Raw genomic sequence first — 14,448 nt, forward strand, 5'->3', positions numbered from 1 at the left:
GAAATAACTATGATGTAATAATAAAATCTGCTTTTACTTTTCATTTTCTCACTCTCATAATGACAACTATATTTACCCATTCGTCTTCTGACTCTTAACATATTGTTTCATAAGGATATTTGCTATCCATTTTGGCCAAAAGAGTTGGTACATATACAAATCTTCTTTACTACGAGTATTATCAGCAATAGTCTTAGATGTCTCAGATTCCTCATGAATTCGGTGACACATTAGCTTATCTGATACATAGACAAAACGTCCCTTATATTCACTAATCTTGTACCAAGCATACCAATCAAGGCTAACCTTCATTCCTTCATCAAAATAAAAATTCTTCAATTTTTCAAGGTTATAGGTGACAGCTGGACAACAAATTGGATTTCCAAAAGCCATTACACGATTGCGCCAAAAATGACTACTAGGAAAAAGATTCATTGTTTTTAGCATTAAGGTTTTAATCTTAAGATTGGTATTGGCAGGAATCTTTAGATCATTTTTTTCTTCAAAATAATCAGAATATCCGATTAGAACATCACTAGTTTTTTCCATCTTGGCCAATACTTTTTCTACATATCTTGGCTCATAATAGTCATCCTGATGGGCGATAGTAGCATATTTTGTTTCTACAAAAGAGATAGCATTATTCCAATCCTTGCCAATCCCCCCACCTTGTTTAGTATAAAATGGGATAGCATAACGCTGACACAGTTCCTTAATCGAATCCAGTGGCGTTGAACTATAACAGATAATTTGAGATTGAAGAGTTTGATTTTTCAAAGATTGAATACAGGCTTCAAGATAATCACTTTCTCCATAAGCACAAATTACCCAAGTATGATTATCTTTCATTCTTTTCCTCTTTCTCTTCTACATGACTTTTTAGAATAGATAATTCTTGAACCAAGTGCTTAATCTGCTCCTTTTGCTTAGACACAGTCAATGTTTGTAAAAAAGCAATAACCAACAAGAAAAAGATAGCAAGCGACAACAAAAAATTTGAAGTCAGTTCAAACCCAAGTAATCCTGCAAAATAAACCGGAATAACATCAAAAATGGAAATAATAATCATTACCAGACTGATGACAATCCACATGAAAGCCTGTTCAAATAAGATATTATTCTTATTGATATTTCTGATGACTAAATAAAGGAAAAAGATTGAAGCTACCAACATCACCATAGATAAAACTGACATTATTCACTCTCCTTCATAAATGCTGCAATAACAATCGATGAACACACTTCAAGCATATATCGAATGGATTTAATTGGCGTAATAGAAGAAACACCACCAGTACGTTCAAACATATTTGCTGGTCGTTCAACAACTCGATATTTACGTTTCAAAATGTGAACAATAGTCTCTGGTTCTGGATATTTGATTGGATAACGCTTAGCGAACTGTTTAATAACATTTTTATCAGCCAAACGGTAACCTGAAGTTGTATCTAAAACTCTTTGTCCAGTTGTCCATTTGATAAGATTGGAAATAACACTAATTCCGAAGCGCCTCATAAAAGTTGTTTGAAATTCAGACTTAACATCACCAACAAAACGAGAACCAATAACTAGATCTGCTTCATTTTTTCGAATTGGTTCTAGCAAATCTGACAAGGATTCAATATCATGCTGGCCATCGCCATCAAATTGAACTGCTACATCATAGTCATGCTCTAGTGCATATTTATATCCTGTTTGAACCGCACCGCCAATTCCAAGATTCATTACGAGATTAACAGCATTAAAATGATTCTCTTCCAGAATTTGTTTTGTCTTATCTGTTGATCCGTCATTAATAACAACATAGTCCAAATCAAAATCAACTTTCTTGCGGTAATTCAAGATACTCGTTACCGTATCGAAAATACTTTCCTCCTCATTGTAAGCAGGAATTATCATTAAAACTCTCATGTATTCTTATTCTTTCTGTGTTTAATACGTCTATCTTTTATTTTTTTGGAGTTGTTTTTTTCGGTATTTCATAAATGCTGGTATCAGCGAGTTAATAATCTTATATCTCAACATTGGAAAAGGTTTCATAATTATATTAAATGTCTTAAAACAAATAAAGTATAATTCCCAACCAGTTTCCATAGGCGTTTTAGACCAAGGTGTCTTTTCAAGATAATAAAGATAGTACTTTCTTAGTTTATGAGTATTTCCCTTTCTCCAAGGGCGTTCCTCTCCTAGATAATGGACAATGATTGGATTTTCAATAGCTTCTCGCAACTCTTGTCTACTTATGAACTCCGCTGGTAAAGATAGTTTTTTTAATACTCTGTAAGGGTAAAAAAAGTATATATTGAAGAAATTATATTTTGGAGAAATAACATAAATATCATCTTTTAAAGATCCATTAATTGCATCTTGGTCGTTAGCAAAAAGATTACCATCATGTTTTTTATAATATGCTAGAACTTTCTCTCCAAGTTTACGATTTCTCCACTTCTCTAAATCAATAAGTAGAACTCCAGCGTTACAATACATCTGTTTCCCCAAACCTAGAAATTCTCTTCGCCCTGCATCAACAGTAGATTCAGGACCCATTCCGATTGAACGATTACCCATGTCTAATTCCCATAGAGATTCAAGACTCCCCAATACCAAAGTATCACCATCTAAATACAAAATTCTATCAAGATCTTCTGGTAAAAGCTTATCAACTAAGAGTCGTGCTAACACAATTGGTGACCAACCATTTGTATCAAAATCAAAATCTATCAAGCTCCTCAGATTAGGTAGAGTAATAAAATGAACTGAACGGCCATAAAGTTTAGTAAATTCTTGCAATTTAGCTTTATTAGCCTCAGAGATGTCGGTATTTAGTAAATAGATATTAATTTCATCCATAGATTTATTATTCTCAAAAATTGAACACATACATGTTGCAACTTGAGGAACAAAAGCGTTATTTAACGTAAATAAAATATTCATTAGCTTCTCTTTCTTTTATCGTTATTATTTACCCAAATATAAATTATTATGCTAGTGCTAAAAAAGATAATCATTGAAATTAAGAATGATAACGATGCACCAAGAATACCTTCTGACCTTACAAATGACAATGTAGCCAATTTAGCTACAATAAAAGTAGCTATATATGAAATCACTAGAAATGATTGCTTTCTAAAAATTGTCATAACTATATCAATAACAAGTGCCAACACATTAAGAATACCTCCCGCCAGAAGAATTGCAAAAGGTACTTTATATTCTACCAATGATGTTCCATAGACTAAACCTAGAATCTCTGTACCTATTAGATAACCTAGACCGATAATAATTACACCTAAAACTGTCATGGCTGCAAACAAGAGACGAACTTGCTTATAAAATAACTCATATTTCTGTTCATACCAATAAATAGACAATTGTGTCGTCAAAGGTCTTAAAACGAAAAATAAAAGGGATAGAACAAAGACGGGCATAAACAACACATTAAAGTCTCGCTGAATACCATTGGAAAAAAATCCCTGGGTTAAAAGCAAGTCAATATCAATCTTGGCTTCATTATAGACATAGGTAATCAAAAAACCATTTAGAAATAAAGGAAAAGCTTCTTTCAAAATAGAGGTAATATTTTTTCTATCTTTTATTATTGATGGAAGAAAATCTACTTTAAAGTTATTTATAGAAACTCTATAATCTAGTATAGCTGTGAGAAATAGATTTATCAAACATATAATGCCACTTGAAAGCAATAAAGATTTTGTTAGGAGCAAACTTAACCCAAAGACTAATATACAGACCCAACTTCGAAAAAACTGAACCTTTCCAGCTAAATCAGATCTATTTCGTTGTTGAAAATACCCCTGAAAAACATCCGAATAGGCATCAATTGCTCGATAAAATACTAAAAGTAATATAATTATTGCTTTATATAAATCATATCCCTGTACAAAAACATATCCAAGAGAGGTTACTAACATCATAATAATTGTTACTATACGTGTATTATGGTAGGAAACAAATGAATACCTTTCTTTAACATCTGTAGATTGCATATTACGTATTTGAAAATATCCTAACACAAAGAACTGCTGTCCAAGTGCGTACGCAATACTAAAAATATCTGAATTTCTAGAATCAAGAAGTCTGGACGCTAAAAGTAGGAGAATAACTGAAATTAAAGAAGATGAGATAGTTCCCAACATATTCCAAATATAATTCTCTTTCATAGAACTTTGGTTAGATATTTTTTCTGAAATGAGTGGTTGTTGATCCATATTCTTTGTCAAAGTATATTTTTGTGAACTCATTATTTCTCCTACAAAACGATTTTTCCCTTTATTATACTATAGATTTTTTAAAAAGTGAAAATCCCACATAACGATTCACTAAAACACAAAAAAGGTCATAACGACCTTTTCGAAAAAATTGAATTCTTACACTTTTATTAGTAGAAAGTACTAATATATTATTCTTTTTAAGAACTATATAACCATAAAATGCTTCAAAGATATCATATACTAATGAAAGGGAGAAAAAAATCTTTTCCCAAATTGTAAAGTGGTACGAAACCTCTATCTCACGTTTTCCTTCTGGTACAGATATTCTCACCCCAGCATCTGAGGCTATATAAAACTATTAAAATATCCACTAAAAGACTAAACAGTAGCACTTTTTCTCGTGTTCCTATTTCACTTCTTGTTTGTAAAACTCTTTCAAAGCATCTTGCCATGTTGGAATGACAAATCCTGTAGCCTTAGCCTTAGCCAAACTCATTGTTGAGTTAAGTGGACGTTTAGCCTTAGCTGGGAATTGGCTTGAATCAACAGGTTTCACTTCAACATCAGTATCTTTGAGAATTTCGACCGCAAAGTCATACCAAGTTGTATCTTCTGCTGCATCATTTGACAAGTGATAATAACCATATTCCTTACGGTTTTCAGCCAAATAAGTCATAAATTCTGCCAAAGTACGTGTCCAAGTTGGGCGGCCATGTTGGTCATTAACAACTGTAAGTGTCTTGTGAGTCTTAGCAAGGTTTTGCATAGTGAAGACAAAGTTCTTACCATAGTTACCGAATACCCACGCAGTACGGATAATGTAGTAGTTAGTCACATGTTTTTCGACTAACTCTTCACCCATGCGTTTTGTACGACCATACTCTGTCTGTGGATCTGGTTTGTCATCAACTTCCCACTCTTGACCGACTGGTTTTTCACCATCGAAAACGTAGTCTGTTGAAATATAAACTAGCGTTGCACCATGTTTTTCAGCAGCCTTAGCGACATTTTCAGTACCTGTCACGTTGATAGCATAGTCTAGCTCTTTACCTTCATCTTCAGCAGCATCAACAGCTGTGTAAGCAGCACAGTGATAAACCAAGGTTGGTTTTACTTCCGCAAAAACTTCATCTACTTTGGCAGCATCAGTGATGTCCATTTCTGCCACATCTACTGCTACATATTCTTCGTTACGTTCATCAAGTAGGTGACGAAGTTCAGTTCCGAGTTGGCCATTTGCACCTGTTACTAGAATCATATTTTTCTCCTTGTAATTTCCAATAATGTCAGTTTCATTTTAACAAAAAAAGCAGAAAAAATCTGCTTTCATAAAATATAATTTATCATTTCATCACTACAAAGAGTTCATTATCTTTGGTATAAACATCATACATTTTTGTTGTTTCTAATTGTTTATACTCTGAATTTACTGTTGTTGCATCAAATGGTTTAAAATCAACGTTTAATTTTGTGATTGCATTAAATCTCATCGTCATATCCCAAGAAACATTAGTATTAGGCATAATTAAACTACTAATCATTGGATAGACCGAGATCGCATTTTCATAAATAGGCGAATTAGCAACAAAACGATTAATATTGACCACATTGTTTTTATCATTCAAATACTTATTCAAACTATTTCCTAGCATAGCACTCTGAACTTCAAATGTATTATTCTGTTGCTTTAAATTGCTTACATAAATAAATGAAAAAGCAAGGAAATAAAAGACGAGTAAACTTGAAAATACTGATTTTAAAACATTAATAATCTTATTTCGATTGGTTATTCCCAAAGAAACAACTAACACAATCGAAGAAAAGACTCCTAGTCCGTACTCATATCTAGGTCTCAACAAATAAAATTGTTCTGAAAGTATTAAATAGCTTCCATAACTCAAAATACTTCCTAAAGCAAGCCAAGCAAACGTAAAAGCTAAAGATACAATTTTCTTTTGCTTGCTACTACTAATTATATTAAATACTAACAAGATAAGTATTACTAGAAATAAAAGAATCCAGACTTTTGTGCTTTGAAGATAAATATTTTTCAGATACCCTTTAGCATTTGCTAGCATAATACTAGGAAGATGTAATAAACTTGGGATACTTCCTTGGTCAGCAAAAATCGGTGGCTTAATAGTAATTTGTATTTTATATAAAACCATACCCCCAACATAGGATAAAATCGAACATACTAAACTCTTTATGTTCAATTTACCACTGTAGACTACTTCTAAAAAGAGAAGTGTTAGCGTCATGAGAATATAAATTCCCGACGATGCTTGGTATGAGTTACACATAAGATAAATACATACAACCGAACATATACTAAATAGTTTTCTAGACTCCCAAAAGATAAAAGGAAGAATTGACACTAAAATACTTAGTGACATAAATGGGTTGTCAAACCTAAAGCTCAAAGGCTCTAAAAACCAAGGATTTATTCCAATTACAGTTGAGGCTAAGGCTAAAACTGGAGTAACCTTTTTCGATGGAAACAATACAAACAATAATATCGTACTTGCAAACGTTAGTATAAAGGCTGAGATAATATTTGTTGTCAGGCCAGGATCCGTTAAATGAGTACCACCTTGAATAAGACGTGCTGAAAATTCACTCAAATATCTGGAGTAATGTTCAGAGAAGCCCGTATAACCCAGAACTTGACGACCAATATCGTCAATATAGGGGTACTCAGCTAAACTGATGTTAATATTAACTAAAAGATAAACACCTAAGATAAGAGATAAAACAAATTTATTCCTCTTAACATAGCCTTTTAAATTATTAAATACTCCTAAAAACTCTTCAATCATTCTTTAGCCCTTCTCCTTAACAATATAAACTGGTCGTTTCTTGGTTTCTAGGAAAATCTTTGAAATGTAGTTCCCGATGATACCCAAGGCTAAGAGTTGGATTCCTCCGATAAAGAGGATGATTGAGACGAGGCTAGCCCAGCCTGCAACACTCCCACCTATAGTTAGTTTTCGGATAACGACAAAGACAATTCCAACCAAAGAGATTAAGAATGAAAAGGTTCCTGCCCATGTTGCAAGCTTCAACGGTACTTCTGAGAAGTTGATAAAGCCATCAAGTGAGTAACTCAATAGGCTCCAGAAAGACCATGAAGTCTCTCCCGCCACACGTTCACGATTTTCATAAGAGACGTAGGCCACATCAAAGCCAACCCAAGAAAAGAGGCCTTTTGAAAAACGATTCACTTCTTTTAGTTCGAGAATGGCATCAACAACCTGACGAGTCATCAAGCGGAAATCACGTGCCCCATCCACCATTTCAGTATCAGAAACCTTATTAATCAACCAATAGAAGGCCTTAGCAAAAAGTGAACGAATAGGTGGTTCACCTTTGCGGTCTTCACGTCGTGTCCCGACAACGTCGTAACCTTCTTGGATTTTGGCATACATCTCGATGAGCAGTTCAGGTGGATCTTGAAGATCGGCGTCCATAACTGTGACATAGTCACCTTGGGCTGCCTCAAGTCCAGCAAGTAAGCCTGCTTCCTTCCCAAAATTACGAGAGAAAGAGAGATAGTGGACATTCTCAAATTGTTTTGAAACCTGTCTCAAAACCTCTAAGGTGCGATCTTTTGAACCGTCATTGACAAAATAATAGTTGAAAGTCAACTGATTGGCCATTTGTCGTTCAACTGCCTGACAAGCCTCTAAAAAAGGATGGATGGTCTCTTCCTCGTTATAACAAGGAACAACGATAGCCAGTGTTTTCATAAGCCTTCTCCTAACGAATACCTAGGGCGATACGGGCATAACGGCTCATCTTTTCGATAGTCCATGCTGGTGTCCAGACCAACTTGACCTCAGTCTTAGTGACTTCTGGCACTTCCTTCATAGCGTCATAAATTTGGTCTGTCAAAAGATCTGCCAAAGGACAGCCCATAGTCGTCAAGGTCATATCGATTTCAGTATAACCGTCTTGTTGAAAACGGATATCGTAAATAAGGCCTAGGTTGACAATATCAATCCCCAACTCCGGGTCAATGACCATTTCTAAGGCTTCCAAGATACGGTCTTTGATTTTTTCAATTTCTGCTTCAGTGTATTTTACTTCAGACATAGCTTTTCCTCCAAAATCAGGACCTAATAATCAGGCCCCTTCCATTTTACTATCTTAGTCTTCAATAAAGTCTTTAAGTTGTTTACTACGACTTGGGTGGCGCAATTTACGAAGGGCTTTAGCTTCAATCTGACGAATACGTTCACGAGTAACGTTGAAGACTTTACCAACATCTTCCAAAGTACGCATCTTCCCATCATCAAGACCGAAACGGAGACGAAGAACATTCTCTTCACGGTCTGTAAGGGTATCAAGCACTTCATCCAATTGTTCACGAAGAACCACACGAGTTGTGTAATCTACTGGATTTTCGATAACTTCATCCTCGATAAAGTCACCCAAATGGCTATCATCTTCTTCACCGATAGGTGTTTCAAGAGAGACTGGCTCTTGAGCAATCTTAAGGATTTCACGAACCTTATCTGGAGTCATATCCATACGTTCAGCGATTTGCTCAGGCGTTGGGTCTTGTCCCAACTCTTGCAAGAGGTTACGTTGTTCACGGACCAATTTATTGATAGTTTCAACCATGTGAACTGGGATACGGATAGTACGTGCCTGGTCTGCGATGGCACGAGTAATTGCTTGACGGATCCACCATGTCGCATAAGTTGAGAATTTGAAACCTTTAGAGTAGTCAAATTTATCAACGGCTTTCATAAGCCCCATGTTACCTTCTTGAATCAAGTCCAAGAACTGCATACCACGTCCCACATAACGTTTAGCGATTGAGACTACCAAACGAAGGTTGGCTTCTGCCAAACGTTGTTTAGCTTCCAAGTCACCATTTTCAACAGCGATAGCCAATTCTTTTTCCTCTTCGTTACTCAAGAGAGGAACTACTCCGATCTCTTTGAGGTACATACGAACAGGGTCATTGACCTTAGCTGAGTTTGAACCAAGAAGTTCCTCATCTGTCAACTCTTCTGGTTTTGGGGCTTCAACAACATATTTAGATGAAGGATTTCCGTCCTTATCAGTGATAGAGATACCACCGTCTGTCAAACGTTCCAAAAGGTCATCAATCCCATCAGCATCAAGAACAAATGGGATAACTAGTTTTTCTGTGACTTCATCATCAATTGCTGTACCAGCTTTTTTGTGGTTACGAATGAAATCAGCGACTTGAACGTTAAATGCTGTATTTTGTTTTTTCTTTGCCATGTGTTACTCCATATCTCGTTTTTGGGCGATGAGCATCTGCAGGGCTTCCACCGCTGCATCCACATCACCGTGGTTACTTGATTCTCTTATTTGTTTACTTTGCTTACGAAAGTCCTGTTCCCTCAAAAAATGATTTCTACGCTCTTCGATAGCCTGAACTTCTTCAAGACTGGTTTCAGGTGGTAAAATCTCCTCTAAAACCTGATAATAGGCTGTTTGCACCTCTTGAGAAAGTAGAGACAAAGCTACGGTATCAATCTGACCATCTTGCTTCAGAATATGATAAAGCTCCTCTAACTCAGGTGTTTGGAAGAAAAACTCTTCTCTCATGCGATAGTCATTCAAAATCATCGGATGATTTAACATGCGATGAAAGAGTTGATTTTCCGCTCGACGAAGACCTGTAATCTTAGGTGTCGAAGGTAGTTTGACCGTCCCTCTGAATCCTGACGCTGAAGACTCATAAGCACTATTACTAGCAGCCGATAATTGAGCCGTCTGCTGATTCCTCATGGTCAACCGTTCATTATTGACCGCTTGCTCGACTTGGAAAAAATCAAAGTCAGGCAAAAGGTCAGCCACCTTAGAAATGTAGGAATTTTGTGCCGTCACAGAAGGTGACTTGGCAATAATCTTAGCAATCTGCTCAACATAGGCAATCTCTGCTTGAAGATTGTCTACATTAGCAGGCTTGAGCTGTCCAATCCAAAATTCCACATCTGAAATGCGGGACTCGACCAAGAGTTTCCCCAAAGCCTCTTCGGATGTTTTCTGTAGATATTCATCAGGGTCCATATTGTCTGGAATTTTAACAATATCGACTTGAAAATCCGATAAAAGCTCAAGAGACTTGGCGATCGCATTTTGCCCAGCCTTATCACCATCATAGGTCAGAACAATTTTCTTGGTTAACTTACGAAGACGATTAACATGTTCAGGGGTCAACGCCGTCCCCATAGAAGCCACAGCATTAACATGCCCAGCCCTATAGGCAGCAATGACATCCATGAATCCCTCCATCAGATAGACTTCATGAGTCTTCTGAATCACCGGTTTAGCCTGATCGAGGTGATAAAGTTCATAAGACTTATTGAAAATGTGGGTAGCCCTTGTATTTTTGTACTTGGCTTGTCCTTTTTCAATATCGTCCTTAGTCCAAACACGCCCTGAAAAACCGATGGTCTTTCCAAACTCATTCTTAAGCGGAAACATGATTCGATTTTTAAAGGTATCGAAAAGACGATTACTTTCAGAAAGATTAAAAAGACCTGATTCTGTCAGTACCTCTTCGTCATATTTTTTTGATACAGACTGATAGAGGTAATCTGGTTCGTCAGGGGCTAGACCAATCTGGAAGGTCTTAAGTAAATCGTCAGTCATGCCACGTTCATAGAGGTAGGCACGCGCTGCTTCTCCTATCTTAGTCGTCATCAAGACTGCGTGATAAAACTTCAGCGCATCCTCATGAAGATCATAGAAAGCTTGATTAGGAGAATTCTGCTGCTGAGCCTGTCTTGGTGCATCTATCGTAACTGCAATACCTAAGCGGTCTGCCAGAACCTTGACACTTTCTTGGAAAGAAATCTGACGATATTCTTCTAAAAATTTGAAGACATCGCCAGACTTGCCACAACCAAAGCAATGGTAAAACTGCCTATCCTCAATAACGTTGAATGAGGGAGTTTTTTCCTTATGGAAGGGGCATAAGCCAAGGTAATTACGACCTGCGCGATTAAGACTGACAACTTCACCAATCACGTCGACGATATTGGTACTACTCTTAATATCTTCTATTAAAGCTTTATCAATTACCATCTAATCGCCCCCTATCTTACCATAATTGCATTACCCCTAATTATAACATGATGAAAAATGAAAGTAAAATAAAATTGATTTTTCATGAGTAAATCTCTTGTCAAGATTTACAAAATCAGATAAAATATTAAAAGTAAATAAAAGAAAGGATTCATTGTCAAAATGATTAAAGAACTTAAAGACTTTTTGTTCAAGGGTAACGTCCTTGACCTCGCTGTAGCCGTTGTTATGGGGGCTGCTTTCAACGCTATTATCACTTCACTTGTTGGTGATATCATCACACCACTTATCCTTAATCCAGTTGTTAAGGCCGCTAACGTTGAGAACCTTTCTAAATTGTCATGGAACGGTATCGCATACGGTAGCTTCTTGAGCGCAGTTATCAACTTCATCATCGTTGGTACTACTCTCTTCTTCGTTGTTAAAGCTGCTAGCAAAGCAACAGCTCTTAGCAAAAAAGAAGCTGAGGATGCTGCTGAAGCAGCAGGTCCATCACAAGAAGAATTGCTTGCTGAAATCCGCGATCTTCTTGCAAACAAATAATTTTTATTTGTTCAACTAAAGACATATGAAACTCAAGACGTCTGAAATCTCAGTCGTCTTATTTTTTTGTATCTCAGGACTACTAACTGACTTGTTTATTCGATGAAAAGAAAAAAACTTGAGAAGACTCAAGCTTTTTCTGTTAATTTCATTCTTAATTAGAATTTTTTACGTTTGCGAGCTGCCTCTGATTTACGTTTACGTTTTACAGAAGGTTTTTCGTAATGTTCACGTTTACGAGCCTCTTGAAGAGTACCAGCTTTAGTCACAGAACGTTTGAAACGACGAAGAGCGTCGTCAAGTGATTCGTTTTTACGTACTACTGTTTTTGACATTGAATTCACCTCCTCAAGATAATGTAACATTTTACACGTTCTATTCAAGTATACAAGACTCGTCTTTTTCTGTCAAGAAATATATTTTAAGTTTGAGATTTTTTGACATCACAATTAACTTCTAAGTCTACTAAACACTATCTAAGGTCTTCCCTATTCAAAAAAACTAGAGGAGTCACCTCCTCTAGCTACTGATTTATTCAACTGCTGTGTATTTAGAAGCATCCTTGATGTACTCATCGTAAGCACCGTTGACTTTCATTTTCTTGATAACCTTGTTTACTGCTTCTTTCAATTTGTCATTGCCTTTAGCCATTGCAACTGCTTTAGCATCACCATCGTCAACTTTGAGGGCAACACTTGCCAAAGCCAAATCTGGATTTTGTGCCACGTAACCTTCTGCTACTGGTTTTTCAAGATCAACAGCATCAACTTGGCCAGATTTCACCTCGTTAATGGCTTCACCCATTGCTGTAAGTGATACGACTGTTGAATCCTTCAATTGTTTCTTAGTAAGTCCTTCTTCGATAGTACCTTTTTGAACAGCTACTTTTTTACCTTTGAAAGCATCAAGGCTTGAATAGGTAGATTCTTGATCTTTACGAACGATGATAGCATTTTGTGTTTCGTAGTAAGGATCTGAGAAATCAAAGGTTTTCTTACGTTCGGCTGTTACTGAGATACCTGAGATAGCAAGATCAGCCTTACCAGCTTGAAGGCTAGAGAGGACATTGTCAAAGCTCATAGTTGTCACTTCGAGTTTAACTCCAAGTTCATCAGCAATAGCTTGTGCCAACTTGATGTCTGACCCGACAACTTGGTCTTTACCGTCTACCAATGTTTTGAACTCAAATGGTGCATAGTCTGGGCTGACAGCTACGACAAGTTTTTTATTTTCTTTAATAGATTCGTAAGCGTCTTTTTTTGACCCACAAGCTACTAAAGTCACAGTAGCAAGGAGAGCCATAGCCCCAAGGAAAAGTTTTTTCATTTTCATAAGAAACTCCTGTATAAATATAATTTTTGCTCGTTTATTTTACTTAAAATTAGTGGTATTGTCAACATTTATTAAGAAATTGCGACAATTTTTCTAAGCCCTTTTGAAGAACTTCCTTGTCACAGCAATAACCGATGCGGACATGAGACTCCTTGTCAAAACGGTTACCCGGAACCACAAGCACACCGTAGTCCTGAAGAAGCTCTAAGGCAAAATCTTCGATAGGACGATTTACATCTAATTTGACGAAAGAGGTGGAAACACTAGCAGGCCTAACCCAAGACGCCTTAGGTTCTTTAGCAATCCAGACATCCATAAGGGCTAGATTTTCCTCTACAATCTGACGGTTGCGTTTCAAGATGGCCTCTTTATTTTCCAAGACAAGGGTAGCCACCATATCATCAAAGACTCCAGCACAAATCATCGTGTAGTCGCGGTAGTCACGTAGAATATCCGCCACCTCAGTGTTAGAAGCTACCCAACCCACACGAATACCAGGAATGGAATAGGTCTTTGAAAGACTGTTGACGGCAATGCCCTTTTCATACAAATCCACAATAGAAGGTGCAGGTTGGTCAAAACTACGATAGACCTCATCTGAGAAGATATATGCATCTACTTCTTTAGCGATAGTCACAAGCTCCTCAAGGTAAGCAGTATTCATAAGGGCACCAGTAGGATTGTTGGCATTGTTAATGCAGATCATCTTGGTATTTGGGCGAATCAGACGGCGAAGTTGGTCCAAATCAGGCAACCAGTTATTGTCCTCCTCAATCTCCCAGAGGTCCACATCTGATCCTAGTGACTTAGGAATGTCATAGAGCTGCTGATAGGTCGGGTACATGGAGATGACATGGTCCTCAGGCTCAATAAGCGCATAAAGGGCTAGCATAGTCGCTCCTGTAGCCCCATTAGTTTGGAGGATATTATCAACCGGCATGTCCTTGTATAAGCTAGCCACTTGAGTTTTGAACTCTGGTGACCCTTCAATCCAGCCGTAATCCATCTTTATCTTTAGTAGTTGAGCAAAAAAGGCTTCTTTATCAAGGCCTGATAAGTCAAATAATTCTTCCATTGTGAGGGCCTTAATTGAAACTCCTGCGATATCATATATGGCAGACTTTTCATGGACATTCAGCCATTCTTCAACACCAAAACGTGGTAGCTTCATAGTTTCTCCTTGCTTTTCTTAAGCACTCTATACGATGTCATTTGTCTATTTTGACAGACTTACCTACTTTGATAATAACTGTTTTTAGTAGAGATTTCA

Annotated in this window: 15 protein-coding genes; 1 reads left to right on the forward strand and 14 read right to left on the reverse strand. The window is 36.8% G+C overall.

Features of this window, described 5'->3' with window-relative positions; translation table 11 throughout:
• Nucleotides 1-72 precede the first annotated feature (72 nt).
• From LG375_RS03650 to dnaG, 11 genes are all read right to left on the reverse strand, one after another.
• The gene (locus LG375_RS03650) at nucleotides 73-849 is read right to left on the reverse strand and encodes a glycosyltransferase family 2 protein (protein ID WP_225745319.1); all 777 of its coding nucleotides are present in this window, start codon (nucleotides 847-849) and stop codon (nucleotides 73-75) included.
• A complete protein-coding gene (locus LG375_RS03655; protein ID WP_225745320.1) occupies nucleotides 839-1,195 on the reverse strand; it encodes a DUF2304 domain-containing protein in 357 nt (118 codons plus the stop codon). Before LG375_RS03655 ends, LG375_RS03650 begins: the two co-directional genes overlap by 11 nt.
• A complete protein-coding gene (locus tag LG375_RS03660; RefSeq protein ID WP_225745321.1) occupies nucleotides 1,195-1,911 on the reverse strand; it encodes a glycosyltransferase family 2 protein in 717 nt (238 codons plus the stop codon). Before LG375_RS03660 ends, LG375_RS03655 begins: the two co-directional genes overlap by 1 nt.
• Before the next feature lie 30 nt (nucleotides 1,912-1,941).
• Complete coding sequence (locus LG375_RS03665; protein WP_225745322.1) at nucleotides 1,942-2,934, reverse strand: glycosyltransferase family 8 protein; 993 nt, start codon at nucleotides 2,932-2,934, stop codon at nucleotides 1,942-1,944.
• Entirely contained in the window at nucleotides 2,934-4,259 is a 1,326-nt protein-coding gene (locus LG375_RS03670) for a lipopolysaccharide biosynthesis protein (RefSeq protein WP_225745323.1), read from the reverse strand. The genes LG375_RS03665 and LG375_RS03670 overlap by 1 nt, the downstream gene beginning before the upstream one ends.
• 376 nt (nucleotides 4,260-4,635) lie before the next feature.
• On the reverse strand, nucleotides 4,636-5,487 hold the full coding sequence (rfbD, locus tag LG375_RS03675; RefSeq protein ID WP_002884247.1) for a dTDP-4-dehydrorhamnose reductase: 852 nt from the start codon (nucleotides 5,485-5,487) through the stop codon (nucleotides 4,636-4,638).
• An 85-nt stretch (nucleotides 5,488-5,572) separates the two neighbouring features.
• Nucleotides 5,573-7,048: a glucosyltransferase domain-containing protein gene (locus tag LG375_RS03680; RefSeq protein WP_118189169.1), complete on the reverse strand. Its 1,476-nt coding sequence runs from the start codon at nucleotides 7,046-7,048 to the stop codon at nucleotides 5,573-5,575.
• Between the two features lie 3 nt (nucleotides 7,049-7,051).
• A complete protein-coding gene (locus tag LG375_RS03685) occupies nucleotides 7,052-7,978 on the reverse strand; it encodes a glycosyltransferase family 2 protein (protein WP_225745324.1) in 927 nt (308 codons plus the stop codon).
• A gap of 10 nt (nucleotides 7,979-7,988) precedes the next feature.
• Complete coding sequence (locus LG375_RS03690; RefSeq protein ID WP_002884757.1) at nucleotides 7,989-8,324, reverse strand: metal-sulfur cluster assembly factor; 336 nt, start codon at nucleotides 8,322-8,324, stop codon at nucleotides 7,989-7,991.
• Between the two features lie 54 nt (nucleotides 8,325-8,378).
• Complete coding sequence (gene rpoD / locus LG375_RS03695; RefSeq protein WP_002884252.1) at nucleotides 8,379-9,488, reverse strand: RNA polymerase sigma factor RpoD; 1,110 nt, start codon at nucleotides 9,486-9,488, stop codon at nucleotides 8,379-8,381.
• A 3-nt stretch (nucleotides 9,489-9,491) separates the two neighbouring features.
• A complete protein-coding gene (gene dnaG, locus LG375_RS03700) occupies nucleotides 9,492-11,303 on the reverse strand; it encodes a DNA primase (protein ID WP_225745325.1) in 1,812 nt (603 codons plus the stop codon).
• A gap of 162 nt (nucleotides 11,304-11,465) precedes the next feature.
• Between dnaG and mscL the strand changes: the two genes are divergently transcribed.
• Nucleotides 11,466-11,846 (forward strand): large conductance mechanosensitive channel protein MscL, encoded by a 381-nt coding sequence (gene mscL / locus LG375_RS03705; protein WP_002884705.1) that lies wholly within the window; start codon nucleotides 11,466-11,468, stop codon nucleotides 11,844-11,846.
• 158 nt (nucleotides 11,847-12,004) lie between these two features.
• Here mscL and rpsU read toward each other — a convergent pair whose 3' ends face one another.
• The 3 genes from rpsU to LG375_RS03720 all read right to left on the reverse strand — a co-directional run bounded on the left by rpsU (nucleotide 12,005) and on the right by LG375_RS03720 (nucleotide 14,349).
• Nucleotides 12,005-12,181, reverse strand: coding sequence for a 30S ribosomal protein S21 (gene rpsU / locus LG375_RS03710; RefSeq protein WP_002884573.1), 177 nt, complete (start codon nucleotides 12,179-12,181; stop codon nucleotides 12,005-12,007).
• Nucleotides 12,182-12,377: 196 nt separating this feature from the next.
• A complete protein-coding gene (locus LG375_RS03715; protein ID WP_225745371.1) occupies nucleotides 12,378-13,172 on the reverse strand; it encodes a transporter substrate-binding domain-containing protein in 795 nt (264 codons plus the stop codon).
• Nucleotides 13,173-13,239: 67 nt separating this feature from the next.
• Nucleotides 13,240-14,349 carry an aminotransferase gene (locus LG375_RS03720; protein WP_225745326.1) on the reverse strand — a complete coding sequence of 370 codons (1,110 nt, stop codon included), beginning with the start codon at nucleotides 14,347-14,349 and terminating at the stop codon, nucleotides 13,240-13,242.
• Between the last annotated feature and the right edge of the window lie 99 nt (nucleotides 14,350-14,448).

It is taken from the genome of Streptococcus sp. Marseille-Q3604, from assembly GCF_916619785.1.
GTDB lineage: Bacteria > Bacillota > Bacilli > Lactobacillales > Streptococcaceae > Streptococcus.

Coding starts and splice junctions, on each gene's coding strand:
- LG375_RS03650 (WP_225745319.1), bottom strand. CDS start 849: ATGAAAGATAATCATACTTGGGTAATTTGTGCTTATGGAGAAAGTGAT.
- LG375_RS03655 (WP_225745320.1), bottom strand. CDS start 1,195: ATGTCAGTTTTATCTATGGTGATGTTGGTAGCTTCAATCTTTTTCCTT.
- LG375_RS03660 (WP_225745321.1), bottom strand. CDS start 1,911: ATGAGAGTTTTAATGATAATTCCTGCTTACAATGAGGAGGAAAGTATT.
- LG375_RS03665 (WP_225745322.1), bottom strand. CDS start 2,934: ATGAATATTTTATTTACGTTAAATAACGCTTTTGTTCCTCAAGTTGCA.
- LG375_RS03670 (WP_225745323.1), bottom strand. CDS start 4,259: ATGAGTTCACAAAAATATACTTTGACAAAGAATATGGATCAACAACCA.
- rfbD (WP_002884247.1), bottom strand. CDS start 5,487: ATGATTCTAGTAACAGGTGCAAATGGCCAACTCGGAACTGAACTTCGT.
- LG375_RS03680 (WP_118189169.1), bottom strand. CDS start 7,048: ATGATTGAAGAGTTTTTAGGAGTATTTAATAATTTAAAAGGCTATGTT.
- LG375_RS03685 (WP_225745324.1), bottom strand. CDS start 7,978: ATGAAAACACTGGCTATCGTTGTTCCTTGTTATAACGAGGAAGAGACC.
- LG375_RS03690 (WP_002884757.1), bottom strand. CDS start 8,324: ATGTCTGAAGTAAAATACACTGAAGCAGAAATTGAAAAAATCAAAGAC.
- rpoD (WP_002884252.1), bottom strand. CDS start 9,488: ATGGCAAAGAAAAAACAAAATACAGCATTTAACGTTCAAGTCGCTGAT.
- dnaG (WP_225745325.1), bottom strand. CDS start 11,303: ATGGTAATTGATAAAGCTTTAATAGAAGATATTAAGAGTAGTACCAAT.
- mscL (WP_002884705.1), top strand. CDS start 11,466: ATGATTAAAGAACTTAAAGACTTTTTGTTCAAGGGTAACGTCCTTGAC.
- rpsU (WP_002884573.1), bottom strand. CDS start 12,181: ATGTCAAAAACAGTAGTACGTAAAAACGAATCACTTGACGACGCTCTT.
- LG375_RS03715 (WP_225745371.1), bottom strand. CDS start 13,172: ATGAAAAAACTTTTCCTTGGGGCTATGGCTCTCCTTGCTACTGTGACT.
- LG375_RS03720 (WP_225745326.1), bottom strand. CDS start 14,349: ATGAAGCTACCACGTTTTGGTGTTGAAGAATGGCTGAATGTCCATGAA.